This is a genomic window from Halobacillus sp. ABA4_118 (assembly GCF_056160205.1).
The window spans coordinates 1,702,060-1,725,856 of record NZ_JBSWWS010000001.1; the positions used below are offsets into that span (position 1 = coordinate 1,702,060).

Here is a 23,797-nt window from a genome sequence, read left to right on the forward strand (position 1 = left end):
TGCGTTTATTGTAGCACAGCTGCGGATGTGCGGCAGGCATCTGCCCTTTTTATCCGTTGTCCACTAAAACGTACAAGCTGATTTGGAAAAAATACATACTGTAGAGCAGGAGGTGAAAGTTCATGCCTGCCTGGATTAGTCACAGTATGAAAGTTCTGCTTTCCATCCTGCTGTTTATCTTTTCTACAGCGGTGCTGACAGCAGGACTCCTTTTCGCCTTTCTTACAGGATGGACATTCCTGAAGGGGGCGGGGGCGGCAGCGCTCCTCGTGTTCTGGCTGATCACTTTCGGGGTTCTCTCCCGCCGGCTGTACCACTATTTGTTCCACCCACCAGGAGAGGACCAATAAGGGAAAAGCTTGTAGAAAAACACCATGTTTTTCTACAAGCTTTTTCCATGTCTCCATCCTTCTTTTTGGACAGCCGAAAGGGACCCTGAATCAGGATCCCTTATTTCTTACTGATTTAACTGTTTTACGACTTCTTTGGCTGCGGCTTCTGTGGATTGAGGGTTCTGCCCGGTAACCAAGCGTCCGTCTACTTCTACATGCTCTGCCCAGTTGGCCCCATTTCGGACTTGTGCACCAAGTTCGCTCAGGCGGCTCTCCAATAGGAAAGGCATATGCTCATCAAGGCCTGTTTCTGCTTCTTCCGCGTCTGTAAAAGCACTGACGCGTTTCCCTTTTACGAGAGGGTCGCCGTTGGATAATGTGGCACCGACAAGACCTGCGGGGCCGTGGCAGACCGCAGATACGACTTTTCCATCTTCATAAAATCCTCGAAGCAGTTTCTGCAGTTTTTCGTTATCTGGAAAATCAAACATCGTCCCGTGTCCGCCTGGGAGGAAGATGGCATCGTAATCGTCCGCTTCCACGTCGATCAGCGGGGTCGTATTTTCTAAATGAGGTTTGGTATCCAGGATTTCCTGTGGTTCGTCGTCACTGACACTGTTCGGATCGATCGGAATTCCGCCGCCATTTGGACTGGCGACAGTAATGTTGTAGCCATGCTTGTTAAATTCATTATAGGCTTCTCCGAATTCAGACAGCCAAAGACCTGTGGACTGTTCTTCCGTAATCGTGTCGTGGTTCGTGACGACCATTAGAACGTTTTTAGACATAAACGATTGTTCCTCCTTTATCGGTTCTACAGTAGAAATTCCCGGCAGGGGCGGAGAGTAAACGTCTCCCTCCATTGACAAAAGGAGGAGAGGGACATACGATGAATTTACATTTCTCTTCACTATGGTAAAGGAGGCAGCAGGATGGCTGACGAAAAGGAACAAACGATGACAGAAGAGGACCAGAGCCCCCTGGATGAGGAGACGTTATTCGTCGTTTCCCAGACGTTTAAGGCATTGGGCGATCCAACGAGAATCCGTATCCTGCATTTGTTGTGCGAGAAGGAGATGTCTGTCAACCAAATTGCCGATCATTTGAACCTAAGACAGTCCACCGTGTCTCATCAGCTGCGTTTTTTAAAAAATTTAAGGCTGGTCAAATACAGAAGAGCAGGCACGACGATTTATTATTCCAACGATGATGACCATGTCATTGACCTTCTGCAGCAGACGATCAGCCATGCCAGGCATAATTGATAATTGTATGAAAATGGAATGTTTCTCCTTCAAACGATTCAGTTTCCCTGCCATACAGCAGAAAGGTTTCAATGTCTTTGAAGAACGGGTAAAGTACGTAGTAAGGTATGTACCCCATGAGCGGTAAATAGTGGGTCAGCTTCCGTTAATCCCACGGAGGAACCGTACATAGTTCACCTGCAAAAAGACGACGATAAAGTTATATAAAGAGTGAGGAAAATGAACATGAATCTTTCATTTGATCAAATCCCCCAATTGAATATAGAGGCCCTTTACGGCCCAACTGAGCAAACGGTTTCCTCCCTCGCCTTTCATTCCGGACGTCTACAGCCGGATGCCGCTTTTTTCTGTTTAAAAGGAGAAACCTTCAACGGCCATGAGTATGTTGAGGAGGCGATTGCCGGCGGGGCCAATGTCATTATTGGGCATGAGGATGAGCTGTTCCGGCGTATGAGTGAGGTCTATACGCGGACAACGTTTATTGTCACTTCCCATGTACGATCGGCCATGGCTGGTTTCTCCAAGTACTTTTATGGAGCAGCCGATGATGAGCTGAAGACGATTGGTGTCACTGGTACGAACGGTAAAACGACTGTAGCCGCCTACGTGCGGTCTCTGCTTACGCTTCTTGAACTTCCGGCAGGATCCATCGGAACGACAGGAATCTGGACATCCAGCAGAAAGCTCTCCTATAAAAAAAGTACGCCGACCACACCGGAATCAATGGATCTGCATCGCATTTTCCGTGACCTGCGTACCCACGGAGATGAAGCAGCCGTGATGGAAGTATCCTCCATTGCCCTGGATCAATCCCGTGTGGAAGGCATTCAGTTTGATGTGGCGATCCACACCAACTTTTCTGAGGAGCATTTGGAATACCACCATACCATCGACCACTACAGGGAGTGTAAAATGCGTCTCTTCAAACAGGCCGATCACCGCGTCGTGAATATCGATGACGACGGCATGGCCGCTGAACTTCTCGCAATGGGAAGGGAAGGGCTGCTGACGTACAGTATAGAAGGCCGTCCAGAGGCTGATATCAGAGCGGAAGACATTGAGGTGACAGAGGCGGGCTCCACCTTCACACTACAGGTGTACGGACGTTCGGAAAACGTACAGGTACCTGTGTACGGCACCTATAACGTCGCGAATGTTCTGTCTGCCATCGGCACAGCTCTTCACCTTGGATTCACCATCGATCACATCCTCTCCGTCCTCCCGGCCATGCAGGGACCGGAAGGACGCTTCCAAGTTATCGATACTCCAATGAATCAGAAGGTGATTCTTGATTACGCCCATACGCCTGTAGCTTTAAACCGTCTCCTGGAAGAAGTGAAAAAGCTGAGACACCGCCGTTTAATTGTCATGATTGCCGGGATCGGCATCCGTGATTTCAATAAAATGCCGAAGATGGCAGCGGCGATTGAAGGCCGGGCCGACGAAATCATCGTAACGGTCGACCATCCCGGCTACCACGATCCGCAGATTATCGTTGATCAAGTCTGCACAGGATTTTCCCATCCGGAATCTCCGCATGTCCATCAGACCCGCACGCGGGAGGAAGGCGTTCTGCGTTCCCTCGAGCTGGGGGGAGAAGGCGATATTATTCTTCTGACCAGCGGGTGCATCAATAATGCGCAGATGGTGAAGGGAGAGGAAATCCCTCATTCAGACGAGGCGATTATAGATAGCTTTTATGCCGGAGTGGCTCAATAAAAACATCCAGTTCCTGTTTGGGAACTGGATGTTTTTTTAATCAAACGTTTGTTCAACCAGTTCTGCGTACTCTTGAAAAAAGGGAGGAGCGTCCTGTTTGGAGAGACCATTGTACATAGCTGAAGCGACCGATTGATAATACCATTTCTGCTGGGAGTATCCCGCGTTGAAGTTATCCCACACCTTTTCCCCGAGGCGCTGCTGGGCCGTATGGATGGAGCGCAGGTTATCAAGCTTATCTGCTGCAATCAGGGACTTGATTTCCATACGGCCGTCCCGGACCACGTTGATGGTGTGCTGTTTGCGCTGCTGCCAGGGAAGCCGTTTGTCCTCCGTATGCGCCGCCACAAGCTCTGTCACCTGATTACCAAACTGCTTCTGAATATCCTCAATGGTCACCTCTGTATCTTCTACGACATCATGGAGCCACCCTGCACAAATAAGTGCTTCAGAAGCTCCGCATCCTCTGAGGATTTCACTCACTCTCTGCGGGTGAACAATGTAAGGGTCAGCTGAGTTCTTCCGTTTCTGCCCTCTGTGGGCTCTGGCTGCCAGCCGTTCCGCCTGCTCAATCATGCTTTTCCTCCTTTTCTTTTGATCATAACAGAAGAACAAGGGCAGAATCATTGCAAAAACTGTCCAAGGTTGATTAAATAAGAATGGATATTATATAATTAGAAGGTTTAATCAACAGGTTGAAGGGGATGCTTTGTTAATGGAACTGATTGAAGTACAAGGACGACCACCTGAGAATCAAGAGCCCGTTGTTTTAATTATCGGGAAGATGGACGGCGTACACCTGGGGCATCAGTCGCTTCTACAGGAAGCAGAGAAGCTGGCCCGTCCGGAAGATAAGATTGCGGTTTATGGTTTTTCTGATCATCCCAAATGGGTGCTGCGCGGCGAGGAATCCTTTAAGTATGGGTTGTCTACACTTGAAGATAAACTGGCCCGTCTGGAACGGTTCGGGGTAGATCGTTACTATCACGTCCATTTTACAAAAGAATATGCAAAAACATCTCCCGATGAATTTGTACTGGAGCATTTGAACCGCTTGAATATCCAGCATGTGATTGTAGGAGAAGATTTCCGATTCGGAAAAGGCCGTGGCTCTGACGCGGAAGGACTGGCAGAGCTGTGCGGGGAAATCGGAGCCGGGGTATCGATTGTACCCGGTGTGATGCTTCATGATTCTAAAGTGAGCAGTACCGATATCCGCACGCATGTATCCAACGGAAGGATGGAAGCGGCCCAGGCGATGCTCGGGCGCCCTTATGAAGTTACAGGTTTCGTTGAAAAAGGGGAGCAGCTTGGACGCACGCTTGGTTATCCGACCCTGAATGTCGGAGGAATCGATGACTACATCAAAGCCAAGCCGGGCGTCTACCTCGGTCTTGTGAAGCTTGTACAGGATTCTCCTGAATATTATTACACATTAATCAGTGCCGGTTACCGCCCGACGGTAAACGGTGATTCTTATAAAGTCGAAGCTTACCTTCTGGATTTTTCCGGTGATCTCTACGACAGGAAAGTGACCGTTCAGTTTTTACGGCACTTGAGAGACGAGGAGAATTTTGACGGGGTCGATGCCCTTGTCACGCAGATGCAGAAGGATGAGCAGAAGGCCCGTCGAATTTTAGGCTTACCCGAATAATACACCTTAGAAAGGAGTACACCTGATGGGAATCGTTGTTGTTGAAGTATGTGACGGCAACTTGATCAATGAACTGGACATCGAAAGCATCATTGAATCCGAATATCCAGAAGTCGCTGTACTCATGAACGAATGTTTATCGTTCTGCGGCATGTGTGCCGTCCGTCCGTATGCCATTGTCAATAATCAGCGCGTTTTCGCAAAAACACCCGAAGACGCCCTGGAGAAAATCCGTACGAAGATTGAAGAAGAACTGGCCATTTACGCTGAATAAGGCAGGAGAGACTCATGGGGTTTTTTGATTCGTTGAAGAATAGTCTGCGCCTTCCAAAAAAAGAGGCGATGTTCCATTTGAATAGAAAAGGCATTACACAGACGATCGGTTATTTGTTTGTGCTTCTGTTTGCTTTGTTCCTGCCGGATATGGTTTTTTCGATTATGTATCTGGAGACGAGCGTTACAGAAGTATCCAGAGGAATGTACATCGTGCAGTTCCTCGTCTTTTATCCGCTGTTGATTGTCTTTTTAATCCTTGTCGGGGTTTCCATATTGGCCGGAGGTGCGCTCCTGCTTTGTAAGGCCCTTGAGAGAAAACTGAGCTATCAGCTGCTGTGGAAGCTGACCGCTTATGCTGCCACACTGCCGTTGATTCTCAGCGTCGTGCTGAAATATGCAGCGGTGCCGAACGTGATCAGTGCTCTTATTTTTTTCATTCTTTTCAGCTTTTATATGTACCGGATGATCATCATCTATCCAAAAGCACCTGTCCGTTCGTAGGACTAGTGCTTTTTTATGTTGCTTTTTTCAAATGAATTATTTAGAATGTTCCTAATTTAACAGGATGGAGGTTCTGCGAATGGGAGCACTCGTATTTCAATCGGATTTCGGACTCGGAGATGGTGCAGTGAGTGCCATGCACGGGGTGGCGCATGGAGTGGATGACTCGTTGAACATCTTTGATTTGACCCATGACATTCCACCTTTTCATATATGGGACGGCTCATACCGGCTGTGGCAGACGATGGGGTATTGGAGAACAGGAACAGTCTTTGTGTCTGTCGTGGATCCTGGCGTCGGATCTGCCCGAAGAAGCATCGGGGTCCGGACCGGGTCCGGCCATTATGTCATTACACCGGACAACGGAACGTTGACGCATATAATGGCGGCCGAAGGAATCGTCGAGGTCAGGGAGATTGACGAGCGGGTCAACCGTCTTCCGCGCTCCGGTGAATCGTTTACGTTCCACGGCCGGGACATTTACGCCTATACAGGAGCAAGATTGGCTTCCGGAGTGATTTCTTTTGAGGAAATCGGTCCTCCTCTTGATCCAGCGGAACTTGTGAAGCTCCCGGTGAAAGAGCCCGTGCTTCAGCCTGGGTCTGTATCGGGGATCCTGGATATCCTTGATGTGCGGTTTGGAAATGTATGGACCAACATTCCTCGTCGGTTATTCCTTCAGACAGGCGTCGATTACGGCAGTCAACTGGATGTGCAGATCACTCACAATGGCCAGGAGGTGTATCACAATACGGTGACGTTCGGCCGTTCTTTTGCAGCTACGCACATCGGAGAGCCTCTCTTATATGTGAATTCGCTCGATCATATGGCCGTCGCCATTAACCAAGGCTCCTTTTCCAAGGCGTATGGTATTCGGACAGGATCGAATTGGGAAATACAATTGAAAAAGCCGTGAGCAGATTAGAAGCCCGCATGAAAGCGTTATGATACACTACAATTTGAAATCCCTAAGCAGAAAAGGAGAATGACAATGAAGACGGTTACGCTACATAGGCAGATTGAAATGCCTCAGCTCGGTTTCGGTGTTTGGCAGGTAGAAGAAAAGGAAGCAGTGCCTGCGGTAACAAAAGCCATCGAAACAGGTTATCGTTCTATTGATACAGCAGCCATTTACGGCAACGAAAAGCAGGTCGGGGAAGCCATCCGCCAGAGTGGCGTTGCGCGCGATGAATTGTTCATTACGACAAAGGTATGGAATACAGACCAAGGGTACGACAATACATTGAAAGCTTTTGAAACTTCTCTTGATAAGCTTGGCCTCGACTATGTGGACCTTTATTTGATCCACTGGCCGACACCGGAATTCGATGAGTACGTTGAAACCTATAAAGCACTTGAGAAACTGTATAAAGACGGTAAGGTAAAAGCTATCGGAGTCTGTAACTTCGACATCGATCATCTGCAGCGTCTATTGGATGAATGCGATGTGAAGCCTGCAGTCAACCAGGTGGAATGCCATCCATATCTTGCACAGAATGAGCTGAAGGATTTCTGCCGTGATCATGGTATCCTCGTAGAAGCATGGAGCCCTCTCATGCAGGGGGGAGAAGTTCTGAAAAACGAAGATGTTCAGTCCATTGCCAAAAAGCATGGGAAAACACCAGCGCAGGTGATCATCCGCTGGCACCTGCAGAACGATACGGTTGTCATTCCGAAATCCGTGACACCATCCCGCATCGAAGAGAACTTTGATGTGTTTGACTTTGAATTGACGGCCGACGATATGGCGGCCATCAACAAATTGGACCGTGGAGAGCGTAAAGGTCCGAAGCCATCAGAAATGAATGTAAGATAATCATGAGAAAAGGACGGCCGGACGATGGCCGTCCTTTTTATTGGAAAAAAACATAGCGGACAGTGGAATCCATTATTAACCTTTTCCATTATGGGGAAGATAGAACTATACCATTTTGTGAGAAGGAGTATGTTTATGATCATCCGCTTCGGCTATGTATCCCACGCTCTATCGCTGTGGGAGGCCGCGCCTGCAAAAACGATGACTTTTGCCCGCTACGAGAAACTTGGGCGGGAAGAAGCGTTGAAACAGCTTCATACGATTGCAGAAATGAATCTGCGCCGTACCATTCGGATTCTCCACTATAATGTGGCCCGGCAGATCCACCTATACCGGATGTCTTCCTCCTTAATTCCGCTTGCCACCCATGATGATGTGGAGTGGGACTATATTACACCCTTTGAGTATTTGTTCAGGGAAATCGGGGATATTGTCAGAAGGCACCGGATGAGGACGAGTTTCCACCCCAATCAATTTACGTTGTTTACCAGTGACAGGCCTGAAGTCACGATCAATGCCGTCAAGGATATGACCTATCATTACGCGATGCTGGAAGCGATGGGCCTGCATGAGGAAGCCCATATCAACCTTCACGTGGGCGGTGCCTACGGAAATAAAGCTAAAGCACTCGGCCGTTTTCACGAGAATATCAAGCAGCTCCCGGATCCAGTCAAACAGCAGATGACGCTTGAAAATGATGATAAAACCTACACCACATCGGAAACACTTGACGTGTGCGAAAAACACAACATTCCAATGATGTTCGATTATCATCACTATAGGGCCAATCATACAGATGAAGAATCACTGAAGGATCTCCTGCCCCGCTTTTTCCGGACGTGGGAAGGCATGCATGTGCCACCGAAAATCCACATCTCCTCCCCGAAGTCGGAGAATGCTTTCCGTAGCCATTCGGATTATGTGGACGCTGATTTTATTCAGCCGCTCCTAAAGGAATTGAAAGCATTGAACCAGCGGGTCGATTTTATGATTGAAGCGAAAGGAAAAGATCTTGCTCTCATGAAGCTGGTGGAGGACATGGCTGCTGTCAGAGGTGTGAAAAGGATAGAAGAGGCCGTGCTCGATCTATAAAACAGTCCTTTGCATGCTGCTTCTATCCGTTTATACCGAATTGCTTTTAAGATGAGCATTCACTGACAAGAGGTTTGTGAGCATTTATTCTGCAATCAAAAAAGAGCTGCTTCTTTGCTTCGCAAAAGAGCAGCTCTTTTTTCTCGTCTATCTCTGTCAAAGTCTCCGGGTATTGGAGAGGGATCTTACTTCAGAATTTTGGCTGCTTCCACAAAACGCTGGATGCCTGTGAATAGTTCTACGGCAAAGAACAACAGCGTTGACCAGAGCAGATAATCCGGAAACAACATCATAATGCTGAATAAAAGGAAGCCTTCTGTCCGTTCGGCCGCCCCTGCCTGATAATAGAAGGACTTCACCCCTGCTTTTTCAGACACAGCTCCAACGACAAGGAAAATCGTCATCGAAATGATGATGGAGGCGGTAAGAAGAAGAAGCGGCCACAGCACGTCCGGGTGCACGTAGGCGATCGCAAGAATGATTCCGACTTCGACGACCCGGTCGAACGTAATATCCATCACGGTGCCGAAGGGGGATGTTTTCGTGTGGCGGGCCATTGTCCCATCTACGGCATCGAGAAATCCGGAAAACCATAAAAGGACGACAGCAGCCACCGGATGGCCGAGCATGTAAAGGATACTGGTGCCCAGACCGATGAATAGAGCGGTGATGGTGATTTGATCGGCTGAACGGCCCTGTTTTAATAAATAGTGGGCGGTTTTATCAATGGAAGGCTGTACATATTTCCTGGCGTGGGTATCGAGCATGTGAACACCTGCTTTTCGTTGTTTTCCTGCGTGTTTATCCAATATCCTATCCTCTTAGACGATAGCATAATCAGGGCTGGGAAGAGAATTGAAAAGGTCCATGTGTAAGCTTTCTTACAATCGGAGGACAGCCCATAAAAAAAGCTGACGGGAAAAGTCCCCGTCAGCCGGCTTCCGTACAGGAAGGGTTCAGCTGGCATCTTCCTCTTCCTCAAACAAGGAGATGTTCCGTTTGGAGGTTTTCTTTTTATACACCCGGTTTACGTAGTCATCGGTCAGTGCCGCGATTTCCTTGTGCAGGAACAGGAGCGGGATGATATTCGCAAGAAGGACAAGGGCTAGAAGCAGATCAAGGAACTGCCATACAAACTGAAGGCCTCCGAGAGCTCCGACGAAGACGGCTAGAATATAAACGATTCTCATCCCTTTGGCCGCTTTCAGCCCATATAAGTATTCCGCCTGCTTCTCTCCGTAGAATACAAGAATTCCAATCGTCGTAATGACGAAAAAGAGCAGGAAGACACTGATGAAGCTTCCTCCGAACGCGTCGCCGAACTCACTGCCGATGGCGACGTTGATCATGTTGGAGGCGTCGCTGCCATCGACTTCTGTCCAGGCCCCTGTAACGAGCACGACAAGGCCGGAAACGGTACAGATCAGAATCGTATCTACGAAAACGCTGAAGATCCCCCACAGCGCCTGGCGGGAAGGGTGATCGGTCTGAGCAGCAGAATGGGCGATCGAAGCTGTCCCGAGTCCTGCTTCGTTGGAGTAAAGACCGCGCGCAATTCCCCAGCGGAGCGCCTGGGCTACGGCGGCCCCGGCAAATCCGCCCGTAGCGGAAACAGGGGTGAAGGCGTGCTGGAAAATAAGAGCAAAGACGGCAGGGATTTCACCCATGTTGGCAAAGATGACGTAAAAACAGACAGCAAGGTAAATCAGCACCATCCCCGGCACCATTTTATCGGTGACTTTGGCGATGCGCTGAATGCCACCAAATACCACGAGGGCAATAGCCACGCACATGATGGCGCCGGTAACTTCCACCGGCCACCCAAAGGCTCCTTCGGTCTGGGTGGCAATGGAATTGGACTGGACCATGACACTTGGTATCAGTTCAATCATAAGGAGAAAGGCAAAGGCGGTGGAGACCCATTTCCAGCCGAGTGCTTTTTTTATGTAATACTGCGGGCCGCCGACCCATACGTTCTTTTCATTCTTTTCCCTGTATTTCACCCCGAGAAGAATCTCGCTGTATTTTGTTGCCATTCCAATAAGCGCTACCACCCACATCCAGAAAAGTGCCCCCGGCCCACCGAGCGATATGGCTACCGGAACCCCTACGATATTTGTGGCGCCCGCTGTTGAGGCAAGGGCTGATGTGAACGCCTGGAAAGGAGTGATGCTTCCTTTCTGTTTGTTTTTCTTGAAAATCTGGCCCACGGTTTGATGGAGAACATGGCCGAAGAAGCGGAATTGAAAAAACTTGATGCGGAACGTGAGGAAGATCCCGCCGAGAATTAAAATAATAGCAAGAGGGTATGTCCATAAAAAGTTGGATACAGTGGCTAATGCATCTTTAAAGGCACTCCATAAATCTCCCAATAAAAGAAACTCCTTCCTATTTTTAAATGTTAATCATACATTCCCTTTACCATTTACTGTTAAACGGTGAATTACTCTACATGATGTGGAAGAACATGGATTCTAGTACAATGAAAAGAAAAGGAGGAGAAGCAGGATGAAAATCGGAGAAAATCAGTTTCATGAGCATCGTATGAGTAAGCTGGTGAAAGGGGCCGTCGTCCCTCGTCCCATCGCATGGGTGTCTTCTCTCAGCTCTGATGGTGTGGCCAATCTGGCTCCGTTCAGTTTTTTTACAGTGGCTTCCATGGACCCGGTCACGCTTTGTTTTTCCATTGGTGATGGAGCACGGGAGAAGGATACTCTTGTCAACATAAGGGAAACCGAAACCTTCATTATTAATCTTGTGACAGAACAACTGGCTGACCAAATGCACGAGAGCAGTAAAAATCACAGCCCGGATGTAGATGAGTTCCATGCCGCCGGCGTGGAGTCGGAACCCGGAGATTTTGTAAATGTTCCGAGAGTGAAGGAATCTCCTGTGCATATGGAGTGTGCGCTGTCACAGGTTGTAGAGGTGGGGTCCGGTCATTTAGTGCTCGGCCGTCTTGTTGGTTATCATGTGAAGGACGATGTCTATGTGGACGTGGATAAGATCGATCCCCATAAACTGAAACCTGTTGGAAGGATGGCAGGAGATTATACATACGTCCGGGAGTTTTATTCCCTGCCCACCCACGGAGAATAATGGACAAACATCGAGACGGCCGGGATTTCACCCGGCCGTCTTTTTTTATGATCCGGCAGCTAAAAGTGGGAAGTTGTTATTTTTTCAAACCGGGACTTCTCAAAATATGGAGTGACGTGTATACTACTGTATTAGTAGTAATAATACAGTTAATACAGAAGAGGCGGAGGTGGATCTATGTTTGAGCTGGATATCAGGAGCCGTAAGCCGATTTACGAGCAGCTGATCGACAAACTGAAGCAGCTGATTATTCACGATGTGCTTAAGGAGGATGAAAAGCTGCCTTCTGTGAGGGAACTGGCGCAGCAGTTGACGATCAACCCGAATACGATTCAAAAGGCATACCGGGAGCTCGAGTCCCAGGGCTACATTTACTCGTTGAAAGGGAAAGGAAGCTTTGTTCATCCTTCAAGTAAAAACGGACGGAAAGAGGAGCTGGAAAAAGTGAGGGAAGAGTTGAAGAAATTATTTGCAGAAGCGATGTATTTAGGTATGAGCCGGGAAGAGATTGCTGAACTTTTAAAGGATGTGGAAGGGGGAGAACGTCATGATTGATGTGAGAAACGTCGATAAATCGTTCGATAAACAACAGATTTTAACCAATGTCAGCTTTCATGTGAACAAGGGATCGATCTACGGGCTGCTTGGGTCCAACGGGGCCGGTAAAACGACGATGATGCGGATGCTCGCAGGAATCCTGCGGCAGGACGACGGTCAGGTCCATATTGACAATGCTGGAATTTATGAAAATACGAAAACAAAGCAGCGGCTCATTTTTCTGCCGGACCACCTGTATTTCCTTCCTCAATATACCATTCGGCAGATGGGGGACTATTATCGATCCTTGTTTCCCGGCTGGGATGAAGAGCGGTACGAAAAGCTGAGAACGCTGTTTGAGCTGGACGACAAGCAGAAGCTCAGCCGTTTTTCAAAAGGGATGCAGAGACAGGCAGCGTTCTGGCTCGCATTGTCCACGGTGCCGGATGTATTGATTCTTGATGAGCCGTTTGACGGCCTGGATGCTGTCATGAGACAGAAAATCAGAAACTTGATTATCCAGGATGTGGCTGAACGTGAAATGACGGTTTTGATTTCTTCTCATAACCTGCAGGAAGTGGAGGATATCTGCGACCACGTCGGCATCCTGCATAAGGGCGAGATCCTGCTGGAACGTGATTTGGACGACTTGAAGGAAGACGTGCATAAAATTCAGGCCGCCTTCAAGGAGGATGCGTTCGATCCTGATGAAACAGATCTTGACGTCCTTCATGTAGAAAAACGGGGAAGCGTATATGTTCTCATCGTCCGCGGCACAGAGAAGGAAGTGGCACAGGAAATTCAGTCATGGCATCCTGTGGTTTATGACCGCCTGCCGTTAACGCTTGAGGAAATTTTCATTTATGAAATGGGAGGTGCCGGATATGCGTTCGAAAACATCCTTGTTTAATAAGGAAATATTCAAGCAGGATTTCAGAGCTGTAGGGTGGATCAGCATCGTCTATTTTCTTGGACTTTTCTTTCTCGTTCCGCTGCCGTTGTTTATGGATTTGAATACAGCCGCTCCTATGGCTTCACCGGTGGATAATGACGGAGGGCTCTTCGGTTCGATGTTCGCCTTTGTACTTCAAGCCGTTTTTCTATTGATTCTGCCTGTCTTGATGGCTGTCTTTTTATTCCGGTATCTCCAAACGAAGGATGCCTCGGACTTTGCTCATAGCTTACCGATCAGCCGCGGCAGGCTCTTGAACCATCATCTGGTGTCAGGGATTGTTCTGCTGCTCGTCCCGGTTCTCTTGAATTTCATCATTCTAGTTGTAACTTCACGGGTCGCGGACGTATCGGGTTATTTCACGATCGGAAATGCCGCCTACTGGCTCGCTGTTTTCTGTGTCATGTCCATCCTTTTATTTATGACCGGTGTCTTTGTAGGGACGCTGACCGGTTTATCCGCTGTCCATGCAGTAATTACGTATATTTTCCTGCTATTTCCTGCCGGGATGTACTTATTGATCAGCTATTACCTGGACATGACAGTCAATGGTTTTTCAGGCGTCATCGCTCAGGAAGAAACGATCCAGCATTTATCACCAATCACAGATGTGCTGACGGCGTCCTCTTCCGGTGGTGAAGTCTCCAATCTTCCATTATCCCAAGTTTCTTTATGGACGTACGGTTTGGCATCTGTCGTCATGTATGGCCTTTCTTATGTCATTTACCAAAGGCGTGCGTTGGAAACGGCCACAAAAGCTGTGACTGTACCAGCGCTGCGCCCTGTCTTCAAGTTTGGTGTCACCTTCTGCACCGCGCTGCTTGGAGGGATGTATTTCGGTCTCAGCCTGAGTTTGTACGGCTGGATGGTGTTTGGCTGGGTATTGGGCGGAACCTTCGGATATATGGCAGCAGCTATGCTTTTGGAAAAGACATGGCGTGTCTTCCATATCCGGCTCATGAAAAACTGGCTTATCTATACGGGAAGCGCTGGTGCTGTCCTGGCTCTCCTTCCGTATGGCTGGCAGAGCTATGAAACTTATATTCCAGAACAGGAAATGGTTGTGAAAGCTTATATCAGTGAGGGATATGGTGAATACGAGCAGTACCAGAACGCCGGAACGCCGATCCCTTCTATCACTTCCGGAGAAGGAATTGAGTCGGTGCTGAATTTACATGAAGCCCTTGTCGAATACAGTGAACCTATGGAGATGGGAGAAGACTATTACTTTATCAACTATGAACTGGAAAACGGTCGGAAGGTCCAGCGGCAGTACCAGACGGGTGATCGAAGAATCGAAGCCGCCCGGCAGGCGGTTTATGAAACAGATGAAGGTAGAAACATCCGTTATCCAGCTTTAACGCTGGAGAGTGGACAGGTGGACCGCATCCATCTTGATCCTAATGGGAAAGGAAGTCCGCATACAATCGTGGATGACGAGAAAGTGGCCGGCTTGTTGAAGGCTTTGAAAGAAGATCTGCGCAGCCAGTCTTATGAAGAGATGGCCCATCCAAGCGGCATGTATTCATGGATTTCCTTCCGTGTGAGGGACGAATCCAATGAAATCATAACCAACCCTTATCAAACGACCGTATATGAAGGATATGAACAAACGACGGCCTGGCTTAAAAAGGAAGGGTTATATGAGGACTTCATGGTCGGACCCGAGGACATTGCCGAAGCGGAAGTGTTTGAATGGCCGGAGGAACAGTTCGCCGAGGATTACCCGAGATTTATCTTTGATCGTTTATTGGAACAGGGCGTGGAGCCACTGGCCGTGGAAGGGAAAGAGAAAATAGAGCCTCTGCTTCAAGGCGGACACAATCAGGATGACGGCGCCTATATAGTCGCCCTTTATTATGATGATACCAACAAAGACTATAATGAAATTGTGACGTTCACCAAAGAAAATGCTCCCGATTTCGTTCGTCAGCATTTTGAGTAAGGGGGAGATCCGGATGGATATTTATGAACTTTATGAGCGTTATCACCGGCGGGTCTTTTTCTCTGCATATAAAGTGGTGAATAACTACAGCCTTGCTGAAGATGTGGTGCAGGAAACGTACTTGAAAGCCTATCACAAACTGGATGAACTGACGGATGAGGAAAAAGCAGGGGCCTGGTTGTCGACGATTGCCGCAAGAAAAGCGGTCGATCTGCTGAGAAAAGAGCGGCGTGCCGTTGTAGTATCGCTTGAACATATCCCGCTGCCCGATTCTTTATGTCAACAGGGCTCTCTCGTTGAAGCAACGTGTGAACGGCATCAGCTTGAGGAGGAGATCCTATCATCCATCGGCTTATTATCCCCTAAAATAAGGGAGGTTCTTCAGTTAAGCTTTCAGTACAGCATGAAGGAGAAGGAAATTGCGGACCTTCTGAACATAACCCAGAGCGCGGTGAAGTCGAGACTGCACCGCGGTCGTAAACAGTTAAAACAGAAATTCGAACAGAAGAAGCCGGTGGAAAAGACGGCATGAAAGATTTGTTCTGAAGATGGACTCCCTTCAGCTTGTAGAGGAACCTGTGCTTTTCTATTATCCCCATAAGTCCGGATCATTGGGTGACCTCGGACGCTCTCTGAGTACCATATGCTGTTTCTGAATAAACAAAGGCCGCCCCGGTTTCCGGGGCGGCCTTTGTCGTTCATTTTAAAACGATCTGATTAAAGAGCAGGGGTTGGAGTAGGTTTTGCATACCCGTTTTCATATGCTTCATCAATATCTGCACGGATGTCCTTGATTGATTTCCCCTGCTGATAATCGTTGATGGAAGAGGCAGCAATTTCAAGGCAGACCCCGCATTTCGTTCCGTGGTCATCCCACATGATCTTGCCGTCGTCATGATTTTCATGAACGAAGCAGTCGTAATTATCTTTATGGCCGGCGCTTTCTCCGCAGCCACAGTAACAAGGGATGTTTTCAAGCAGATCGCGGTGCTGGGCAGCAGCCAGGTAGATGTTCTGGACATTTTCAGGTTTTCCGTCCATGAAGTCTGGGAGGACATCCGCTGAAGCCGTTTCTTCACGTAGATCTCCGTTCGCATGTTCAACATGACTCTCTTCACTTTCCGATGCTCCACATCCTGTGAGGGACAGTCCGGATACGAGTATACCCACGATGAGTACATTTTTCAGCAAAACAAAGCACCCTCTTTATATAGATTATCTCTATCATAAAGAGGGCGCAGGAAAGATTCAATCGTTTTCAAAAAAATGACAGACGTTTATAGATTTATTTTCCGAAAGAAGAAAGGAATTTGACTCTATCGCCCATAGGCGGGACATTGTCATCCACAAGGGAAATCTCAAGAACAGCTGGTCCGCTGCTGTTCAAAACCTCTCCGAGTGTTTCTTCATTCACATCTTCCATGGAATGGACGGAAACGGACGGCACACCAAGAGAAGCGGCCATAGCCGTTATATTGACCGCTTCCTGACCAAACCGCTCATGCGCACGCTTATACTGCAGCGTATGCCCGTGATGGACCATGCCGAGCCGTGCATTATTCATCACGATAAACAATACGGGGATGTTGTATTCTTTGGCTGTCAGCAGTTCCATCCCGTGCATGAAGAAGCAGCCATCTCCGGTAAGGCTTACTACAGGTCTTTCCGGCTCTGCAAGCTTGGCACCGATGGCACTGCCGATGCCGCTTCCCATTGCTCCGAAATGGACATTGATATCAAAAGAATCTGTGGAACGGACGTTCATATAGTGAACGACATAAGCCATGAATTCTCCGATATCCACTGTATAGCGCGTATTCAAAGGGAGGAGCTTCTGCAGGGAGAGCAGCACGTTCCGGGAGTTATACTCCGATGTGATTTCCTGTGAGCGCTGTGGGAAGGCAGGCATTCGTTTCTGCCTGTGTCCAAGCTGGTTCAAAGCTGTAATCAAAGAAGATACCGTCACATTGATATCCCCGTGTACAGCCATGTCTACCGGATACTTCCGGTTGAAAACCGTAGCATCGTAATCAACCTGGATAAGCGTACGGTTGGCGGCCAGATTGGGATTCCAGTTGTTCGTAGCCGTTTCTCCGAGGCTCGACCCAAGCACAAGGATGGTTTCAGCTGCATTCGAATGAATGAATGTGGAAGCCTCTTCGTGCCCGGCAAATCCGAATATCCCTTTCAGAAGCGGATGATCATCCGGGATGAATCCCTTCGCCTGAGGGGTCGTGATAATCGGCCATTCCAGTGTTTCAGCCAGTTCCAGTACGTCTTCGACAGCCCCGCGGATCCCTTGGCCGGCGAAAATGAATCCACTCGTTCCGGCGAGTTTTTCAGCCGTTTCCTGGATTTTATCATCATCGGGAAGAAGGGGGACGCGTTCAGGAAAAGCCGGAAGAGCGGGGGGCATAACGGATGAAAGCTGAACGTCGATCGGCATAGCGATATGCACAGGACCTGGAACACCGGTCAGGGCAATTTCCACCGCTTTATGAATTTCCGGAAGCAGGTCCTCTGCCCGGTCCACACGCTGGCTGTATTTTGTAACCGACTGATACAGAGGGTCCGCATGCAGTTCCTGGGACGCGTTCAATCCGACCGTATCCACAGGGACAGCTCCGGTGAGAAACAGGACAGGAAGGTGCTCCCGCATCGCATTCGCCGCTCCTGTCACCAGGTTTGTTCCTCCGGGTCCACTGCTTCCGATGCACACACTCAGCGAACCGGAATATTTAGCATAGGCTGCGGCCATATAGGAGGCTGCTCCCTCATGCTTAGCAATTACAGGTGTAATGGAAGGCGTATCATAAAGCTCATCAAAAAAGGCATTCACCGATCCAGCCGGAATTCCGAAAATATAAGAGACATTTCCTGAAACTAAATAATCCAGTACAGCTCGAACAGATTTCATTTCGTTAGCTCCTTTGTGATTGTGATGGGACATACCGTTTCTCAAATTCAGATACAGGAAGAGGGCGGCTGTATAAATATCCTTGAATCCAGTAGCACCCGTGCCGGGCAAGGAAATCAGCCTGATCTCTGCTCTCGACCCCTTCTGCAATGACGTTCAGTTTCAGACTGTCAGCCAGAGTGATGATCGTTTTGATGATGGCGGCATTGTTCGCATTCGTTGTCATATGATCAATAAAGGATTTATCAATCTTAAGTGTATCCACCGGGAAATCCTTCAAATAGCCGAGAGAGGAATACCCCGTGCCAAAATCATCAATAGATATCTGCACACCCAGGTCCTTCAGTTCCCGGATCGTTTTAAGGGTTTGATTGGTATTGTTGACGATTAAATTTTCGGTCAGCTCCAATTCCAGCAGCTGTGGTGGAAGACCGGTCTCTTTAAGAATAGCAGCTACCTTGGACGCAAGATCGGTCTGCTGGAACTGCTGCGGCGACAGGTTGGCGGAGACGGCGAGCTGCGTGCACCCTTTGTCGTACCATTTTTTCATCTGACGGCAGGATTCTTTGATGACCCATTCCCCAAGGGCAGTAATCAACCCGGTTTCTTCCGCCAACGGAATGAACCGGCCGGGGGAGAGCAGACCGAATTCCGGATGATTCCATCGGATCAGTGTTTCCGTGCCGATCAATTCATCGGAGCGGACGTCGAATTTGGGCTGATAATACAGTTCAAACTCTTCCCCGCGCTGGAGGGCTTTGAATAAGTCATTCTCCAGCTTGATCTGTTCAACCGAACGTTCTTCGATATCATTGGAAAAAAGCTGATACCGATTACCTGCGTAATCTTTCGCCTTATACATCGCTACATCGGCATGTTTGATCAGCGATTCGACATTGTCCCCATTCTCCGGATATAAGCTGATACCGATGCTGGTTTTTATGCTTACTTCCTGGGATTGAATCGTAAAGGGCGTATCGAAAGAAGCCAGTACCCGCTCTGCGCATGCGACAGCATCTTCTGTCCGGTCGATTTTAGGAAGAAGGATGATGAATTCGTCGCCTCCCTGTCTGGAAACCGTCGCCTCCTTCGGAATGGCATGCTCCAGACGCTGGGCGGCCTGCTGGAGCACCATATCCCCGAAGCTGTGTCCGAACGTATCATTGATTTTCTTGAATCGGTCGAGGTCCAGAAACAGAATGGCCAGCGATTTTCCTGTTAATTCTGCATAGCTGAGCGCCTGCTTCAGCCTGTCTCTGAACAGGACACGGTTCGGAATATTGGTGACGACATCGTAATAGGCATGGTACTTGATCTTTTCCTCCATCTGCTTGCGTGATGTCACATCTTTGAAGGTCACTACGTACCCGATGGTCTCATCGTTTTCCTGCTTAGGTGTAATGACATATTCGACAGGAAACGATCCGCCGTCTTTTTTTATGAAAAAGTGCTCCTGCCCGCTGTAAGTTTCCTTCCAGAGATAGAGATCCTTGAAGGAGTGGATGTCCACACTCGGATCTTCCCACTTGAAAATCCGTGCGTAGGACAAGCCTACTACATCGGTTTCATCGGCGTAACCGAGCAGACTGGTGGCAGAAGGGTTCGCAAAGGTGATATTTCCATCAAGATCGATGCCGAAAATCCCTTCGCCCGCTGAATTCAAGATCAAATCCTTTTCGCGGCTGATCTGCTTCAATTCTATGAAAGCTTCCTCCAGTTCCCGGTTTTTTTCTATTAATTCAGAGGTGCGGTCCTGGATGATAACCTCCTGCTTTTCTATATACAATAGATTGAATAAAACGGGGGCTGTGGTATCCACGATGGATTCAGCGAGCTGGCGGACAGAGGGGGTGAAACGGAAGTTCGTTTCAGTCAGATTGACGATGGCGATGGCTCCAAGGACTTCTCCAAGTGATACAAGAGGAATCATATACAGTCCTTTAATTCCAAACTCCCTGCAAATGTGCTTGTTGACGCGGTCATCTTCATACACATCCGGGACAAGCACGGACTTTTTCGTTTCAATCACTTCCTGAAAGATCAGGTCTTCCTTATGATCGAACCGTGTCTTTCGGTGAGTGGCGATCCAGTCTTCCTCGGTCCAGTCACTATTTTTGTTCAGGCTCGCCGGCTTCAGGCGGTCTTCTGCTACAGGATCGATAAAATGGGCGCCGATGTTCTGGTTTCCAAGGACTTCCCCAAGGTAATAAAAACATTTATCAAGAGCTTCCTGCAGCGAAGAGCACAAAGATAAATCGCGTGTCACGTTAAGGAGAAGCTGTTTTTCTGAAATCAGTTTTTCTTTCCTTGTCAGGTTGTTGGCATTTCGCAGCGCTACAGCGGCCATGTGAATATAGGCTTTGACACTTTCAATCTCAGAGTCCGTCAAATCCATGGGGATCCCGTAGTCAAACAAGAAGACGAGTCCATACAATTCATCTTCATAGGAGATGGGAGCGACAAGCAGCGATTTGATTTTAAACGCCTGAACCGCCCGCTGGTCCGGGCGGTCATCCTTGGAAGTGTCTGGAATATAAATCGCTTCCCGTGTTTCAATCACTTCATTGGCTAGCAGATCCTGTTCCGGCTCGACAATGTGCATATCCAATGTCATGCCGTTAATGGTATTGGGTTTCCCTACATAACCCTGGTACGTGCCGTCTTCCCGCGGCAGATAAATCCCCACGGAATCGCACCGCATGATTTCTTCTGATATGGCTGTTACTACATGCTCTAATACTTCGCGCAAATCCAGCTTGGTGTTGATCAGCTTGGTAATTTGAGCTAGTCGCGAATATCTGGTTTGCTCTTCAGCCATGCGTTTCCCTCCATAGTTTCATCTTTTGATAAAGTTCGACTATTATAGTGAACTTCCTGCATAAGATCCAAAGTTTTTTGAATAAGATCGAAAATAAAAGGCACAAAAGAAAGTCTTTTGTGCCTGGTTTCTATAACATATTGAGCACAGCTCCGGCAGCAACCCCGATGATAACGATGGCCCATGCCGGGACTTTAAAGAAATGAAGCAGGGAGAACAGGATGGCGGCGAGAGCGAAATCTTCTCCGCTTAAAATCGAGCTCTTAAGGACCGGATCATAAAAGGCAGCCAGCAGGATGCCGACGACGCTGGCGTTGACGCCTGTTAGAACCCCTTGGAAAGCCGGCCGCTTTCTAAGTTCGTTCAAGAACGGGAGCGCGGCTACAAGAAACAGGAAAGACGGAAGGAAAATCCCTGCCGTCGCGGCGACAGCTCCAGGTATTCCCTGAATCATCGTACCGAGATAGCTTGAAAACGTGAACAAAGGTCCGGGAACAGCCTGGGCCATTCCATATCCGGCCAGAAAATCACTGGCAGATAAAAGCCCGGTCGGAACAACTTCCCGTTCCAGCATCGGAAGGACGACATGACCACCCCCGAAAACAAGAGACCCGACCCGGAAGAATGTATCAAACAGCTGGATGAACAGATTGTCTGTATTCCTGGCCAGCACAGGCAGGAAAATAAGCAGGCCGACAAGAATGCTGAGGGACGCGATTCCTGCTTTTTTAGAAAAGGTGACAGGAAACGGCTGAATTTTAGATGGATTCAATCCGGAAAACATCTTCCATCCGAAGACGCCCGCAGCGAATATGATGACCAGCTGCATCCAGGCGGATGGATAAAGCAGCAGAATCAAGGCGGCTGCCAGGGCCATCGCAATTCTCGGCTTGTCCGGGGTCAGCTTTTTACCAAGGCCCATCAATGCATGCAGGACGACAGCTGCGGCAACGACTTTAAGGCTGTGGATGAAACCGGCATCTGCCAAGTCAAAGGATTGATAAAGCATAGCGAATAGAATAAGAACCAGAATGGACGGCATCGTAAAACCGAACCAGGAAATCAATCCTCCAATGAACCCTCCGCGCAGCATACCTATGGCAATCCCTACCTGACTGCTTGCCGGGCCGGGGAGAAATTGGCAGAGGGCAATGATATCAGCATAGGTTTTATCATCGAGCCACTTTTTACGATCGATGTATTCGTCCTTAAAATAGGCAAGGTGCGCGATAGGACCGCCGAAGGACGTGAAGCCGAGTTTTGTCGACGTGCGCAGAATTTCCAGCCAGTTACTTTTCTTTGATGGACTCATCTGAAATTTTCCTCCAATCTTTTCCTAAGATTTCTTCAGCAAGTTCCTGGACCTGCTGTTTTCCTTCTTTCAGCACCTGCTGCCCCTTACTTGTAATGACATAGTATTTGCGGATTTTCCCTTCTACCTTCTCCTCGTATTTTTCCAGCAGCTCATCCTTGTGCAGCTGCTTGAGCGTAGGGTAGAGGGTCCCCGGGCTGATGTCATAACCGTGGGAAGCAAGCTCCTCCATAAGAAACGCGCCGTATATCGGTTCTATACTGGCGTGATAGAGGATATGGATCTTAATCGAACCAAGAAAAAAATCTCTCAGCACATCGATCACCTCCATTATCAAAATCCGATATCATAATACGATAACGGTCTGGAGAAAGCAATGGAATACCTGTAACCTTTACAAAAGATTTACTTTTGCATTCTATTTCCGCCCTCCGTACAATGGGAGGTAAACACGTGTACGAACATATATGAAGCGGAGAAGGTGACAGAGATGGAAATGTATGATGTAACCATTATCGGCGGAGGTACGACGGGGATGTACGCCGCTTTTTATAGTGGGATGAGAGGGCTGAAGACGAAGGTGATGGAAGACCAGCCGGAAACAGGTGGCAAGGTTTCGTTCTTTTATCCGGAGAAACTAATTTATGATGTCGGCGGTTTTCCCGGGATTTCCGGGGAGGAACTTGCGGCAAATGTGGAAAAACAGGCACAGAGCATTCAACCGGCTCTTGTGACAGGGACGAAAGTAAAAGACCTTCAGAAACAGGAAGATGGGACGTTTCTTCTCGTGACCCATGATGGGTCCGCTCATTATACAAGGACCGTCCTGATCGCTTCCGGACTGGGGACTTTCCAAATGCAGCCTCTCCAGGTGAATGGCGCCGCTGCTTATGATGGCACACAGATCCACTACACGATAAAAAATAAGGAACAGTACAAAGGACTGAAAACCGCTGTTGTATCAGAAAACCGTGTCGGAATCGACTGGGCGCTTGCGCTGGAAGAATCCGCTGATGAAGTGACGCTGATCAATAGGGGCAGCGCCTTTAAAGCTGTTTATGAAAAGGATGAGGAAAAACTGCTGGCATCTTCTGTCCACGTCCAGTACGGCCGGACTGTTCAGCAGTTGAAAGAGGCAGACGGACAGATGACAGGGGTGATTCTGAGCGATGGTACAGAGCTTTCTCTTGATCACCTTCTCGTTTATGAAGGGCTGCAGATGGAGAAAAGTGTGTATGATCAGTGGGGAATCCATACCGATAAAGGACGGATTCCTGTAGAAACGGACATGTGTACCAATATTCCCGGAGTATTTGCAGCAGGGGATGCGGTGGTCTATCCGAGTAAAACGATGCTGATTGCTTCCGGATTCAATGAAGCAATGGCTGCCATCAACAGCGCTGCCACTTTCCTGGATCCTAAAGCGAAGACGCAGGTATACAGTACCGTCATTTATAAATACCGCGATGACAAATAAGTCGCGTCACAGGTCTTTTGTTCTGTAAAAACGGCCATTCGTGGACGAGCGCGGCATTCAAAGGATAAACCCGTACAGTGACTCA

24 protein-coding genes are annotated in these 23,797 nt (G+C 48.5%); 15 read left to right on the forward strand and 9 right to left on the reverse strand.

What is annotated here, in order from left to right; all coding sequences use genetic code 11:
* Positions 1-122 precede the first annotated feature (122 nt).
* Positions 123-350, forward strand: coding sequence for a hypothetical protein (locus tag ACXAGL_RS08465; RefSeq protein WP_474990780.1), 228 nt, complete (start codon positions 123-125; stop codon positions 348-350).
* Between the two features lie 107 nt (positions 351-457).
* On the opposite strand, the gene ACXAGL_RS08470 is transcribed toward ACXAGL_RS08465, so the two are convergent.
* The gene (locus tag ACXAGL_RS08470; protein ID WP_474970279.1) at positions 458-1,120 is read right to left on the reverse strand and encodes a type 1 glutamine amidotransferase domain-containing protein; all 663 of its coding nucleotides are present in this window, start codon (positions 1,118-1,120) and stop codon (positions 458-460) included.
* A 144-nt stretch (positions 1,121-1,264) separates the two neighbouring features.
* Between ACXAGL_RS08470 and ACXAGL_RS08475 the strand changes: the two genes are divergently transcribed.
* Positions 1,265-1,597 (forward strand): ArsR/SmtB family transcription factor, encoded by a 333-nt coding sequence (locus ACXAGL_RS08475; RefSeq protein WP_474970280.1) that lies wholly within the window; start codon positions 1,265-1,267, stop codon positions 1,595-1,597.
* A 225-nt stretch (positions 1,598-1,822) separates the two neighbouring features.
* Positions 1,823-3,316 (forward strand): UDP-N-acetylmuramoyl-L-alanyl-D-glutamate--2,6-diaminopimelate ligase, encoded by a 1,494-nt coding sequence (locus ACXAGL_RS08480; RefSeq protein ID WP_474992349.1) that lies wholly within the window; start codon positions 1,823-1,825, stop codon positions 3,314-3,316.
* 36 nt (positions 3,317-3,352) lie between these two features.
* Here the strand turns inward: ACXAGL_RS08480 and ACXAGL_RS08485 are convergent, their stop codons facing one another.
* On the reverse strand, positions 3,353-3,892 hold the full coding sequence (locus ACXAGL_RS08485; RefSeq protein ID WP_474970282.1) for an HD domain-containing protein: 540 nt from the start codon (positions 3,890-3,892) through the stop codon (positions 3,353-3,355).
* Between the two features lie 139 nt (positions 3,893-4,031).
* Between ACXAGL_RS08485 and ACXAGL_RS08490 the strand changes: the two genes are divergently transcribed.
* The 6 genes from ACXAGL_RS08490 (at position 4,032) to uvsE (ending at position 8,655) form a co-directional block, all read left to right on the forward strand.
* A complete protein-coding gene (locus tag ACXAGL_RS08490; protein ID WP_474970594.1) occupies positions 4,032-4,970 on the forward strand; it encodes a bifunctional riboflavin kinase/FAD synthetase in 939 nt (312 codons plus the stop codon).
* A gap of 25 nt (positions 4,971-4,995) precedes the next feature.
* Positions 4,996-5,244, forward strand: coding sequence for a YuzB family protein (locus ACXAGL_RS08495; RefSeq protein WP_027953290.1), 249 nt, complete (start codon positions 4,996-4,998; stop codon positions 5,242-5,244).
* Between the two features lie 14 nt (positions 5,245-5,258).
* Positions 5,259-5,747 carry a DUF1189 family protein gene (locus tag ACXAGL_RS08500; protein WP_474970593.1) on the forward strand — a complete coding sequence of 163 codons (489 nt, stop codon included), beginning with the start codon at positions 5,259-5,261 and terminating at the stop codon, positions 5,745-5,747.
* Positions 5,748-5,826: 79 nt separating this feature from the next.
* Entirely contained in the window at positions 5,827-6,663 is an 837-nt protein-coding gene (locus ACXAGL_RS08505) for an SAM hydrolase/SAM-dependent halogenase family protein (RefSeq protein ID WP_474970285.1), read from the forward strand.
* A gap of 75 nt (positions 6,664-6,738) precedes the next feature.
* Positions 6,739-7,563: an aldo/keto reductase gene (locus ACXAGL_RS08510; protein WP_474970286.1), complete on the forward strand. Its 825-nt coding sequence runs from the start codon at positions 6,739-6,741 to the stop codon at positions 7,561-7,563.
* 135 nt (positions 7,564-7,698) lie between these two features.
* Positions 7,699-8,655 (forward strand): UV DNA damage repair endonuclease UvsE, encoded by a 957-nt coding sequence (uvsE, locus tag ACXAGL_RS08515; protein WP_474990782.1) that lies wholly within the window; start codon positions 7,699-7,701, stop codon positions 8,653-8,655.
* 185 nt (positions 8,656-8,840) lie between these two features.
* Here uvsE and ACXAGL_RS08520 read toward each other — a convergent pair whose 3' ends face one another.
* Both ACXAGL_RS08520 and ACXAGL_RS08525 read right to left on the reverse strand, forming a co-directional pair.
* Positions 8,841-9,422, reverse strand: a complete 582-nt coding sequence (locus ACXAGL_RS08520; RefSeq protein ID WP_474970471.1) for a CDP-alcohol phosphatidyltransferase family protein — start codon at positions 9,420-9,422, stop codon at positions 8,841-8,843.
* A gap of 189 nt (positions 9,423-9,611) precedes the next feature.
* Positions 9,612-11,027, reverse strand: coding sequence for an alanine/glycine:cation symporter family protein (locus tag ACXAGL_RS08525; protein WP_474970287.1), 1,416 nt, complete (start codon positions 11,025-11,027; stop codon positions 9,612-9,614).
* Between the two features lie 136 nt (positions 11,028-11,163).
* Between ACXAGL_RS08525 and ACXAGL_RS08530 the strand changes: the two genes are divergently transcribed.
* The 5 genes from ACXAGL_RS08530 (at position 11,164) to ACXAGL_RS08550 (ending at position 15,720) form a co-directional block, all read left to right on the forward strand.
* Positions 11,164-11,754: a flavin reductase family protein gene (locus ACXAGL_RS08530; protein WP_474970288.1), complete on the forward strand. Its 591-nt coding sequence runs from the start codon at positions 11,164-11,166 to the stop codon at positions 11,752-11,754.
* 177 nt (positions 11,755-11,931) lie between these two features.
* Positions 11,932-12,309, forward strand: a complete 378-nt coding sequence (locus ACXAGL_RS08535; protein ID WP_474970289.1) for a GntR family transcriptional regulator — start codon at positions 11,932-11,934, stop codon at positions 12,307-12,309.
* Positions 12,302-13,201 carry an ABC transporter ATP-binding protein gene (locus ACXAGL_RS08540; protein ID WP_474990784.1) on the forward strand — a complete coding sequence of 300 codons (900 nt, stop codon included), beginning with the start codon at positions 12,302-12,304 and terminating at the stop codon, positions 13,199-13,201. The genes ACXAGL_RS08535 and ACXAGL_RS08540 overlap by 8 nt, the downstream gene beginning before the upstream one ends.
* The gene (locus ACXAGL_RS08545) at positions 13,176-15,188 is read left to right on the forward strand and encodes a DUF6449 domain-containing protein (RefSeq protein ID WP_474990786.1); all 2,013 of its coding nucleotides are present in this window, start codon (positions 13,176-13,178) and stop codon (positions 15,186-15,188) included. The genes ACXAGL_RS08540 and ACXAGL_RS08545 overlap by 26 nt, the downstream gene beginning before the upstream one ends.
* Positions 15,189-15,201: 13 nt before the next feature.
* Positions 15,202-15,720, forward strand: a complete 519-nt coding sequence (locus tag ACXAGL_RS08550) for an RNA polymerase sigma factor (RefSeq protein ID WP_474990788.1) — start codon at positions 15,202-15,204, stop codon at positions 15,718-15,720.
* A 185-nt stretch (positions 15,721-15,905) separates the two neighbouring features.
* Here ACXAGL_RS08550 and ACXAGL_RS08555 read toward each other — a convergent pair whose 3' ends face one another.
* From ACXAGL_RS08555 to ACXAGL_RS08575, 5 genes are all read right to left on the reverse strand, one after another.
* The gene (locus ACXAGL_RS08555; RefSeq protein ID WP_474990790.1) at positions 15,906-16,379 is read right to left on the reverse strand and encodes a PCYCGC motif-containing (lipo)protein; all 474 of its coding nucleotides are present in this window, start codon (positions 16,377-16,379) and stop codon (positions 15,906-15,908) included.
* A gap of 94 nt (positions 16,380-16,473) precedes the next feature.
* Positions 16,474-18,105, reverse strand: coding sequence for a thiamine pyrophosphate-binding protein (locus ACXAGL_RS08560; RefSeq protein ID WP_474990792.1), 1,632 nt, complete (start codon positions 18,103-18,105; stop codon positions 16,474-16,476).
* 4 nt (positions 18,106-18,109) lie between these two features.
* Complete coding sequence (locus tag ACXAGL_RS08565) at positions 18,110-20,923, reverse strand: sensor domain-containing phosphodiesterase (RefSeq protein ID WP_474990794.1); 2,814 nt, start codon at positions 20,921-20,923, stop codon at positions 18,110-18,112.
* Positions 20,924-21,053: 130 nt separating this feature from the next.
* Positions 21,054-22,235: a chromate efflux transporter gene (chrA, locus tag ACXAGL_RS08570; RefSeq protein ID WP_474970296.1), complete on the reverse strand. Its 1,182-nt coding sequence runs from the start codon at positions 22,233-22,235 to the stop codon at positions 21,054-21,056.
* Positions 22,213-22,551 (reverse strand): PadR family transcriptional regulator, encoded by a 339-nt coding sequence (locus tag ACXAGL_RS08575; RefSeq protein ID WP_474990797.1) that lies wholly within the window; start codon positions 22,549-22,551, stop codon positions 22,213-22,215. Before ACXAGL_RS08575 ends, chrA begins: the two co-directional genes overlap by 23 nt.
* A 174-nt stretch (positions 22,552-22,725) precedes the next feature.
* Here ACXAGL_RS08575 and ACXAGL_RS08580 point away from each other — a divergent pair, with 174 nt between their 5' ends.
* Positions 22,726-23,712: an NAD(P)/FAD-dependent oxidoreductase gene (locus ACXAGL_RS08580; protein ID WP_474990799.1), complete on the forward strand. Its 987-nt coding sequence runs from the start codon at positions 22,726-22,728 to the stop codon at positions 23,710-23,712.
* Positions 23,713-23,797: the final 85 nt, after the last annotated feature.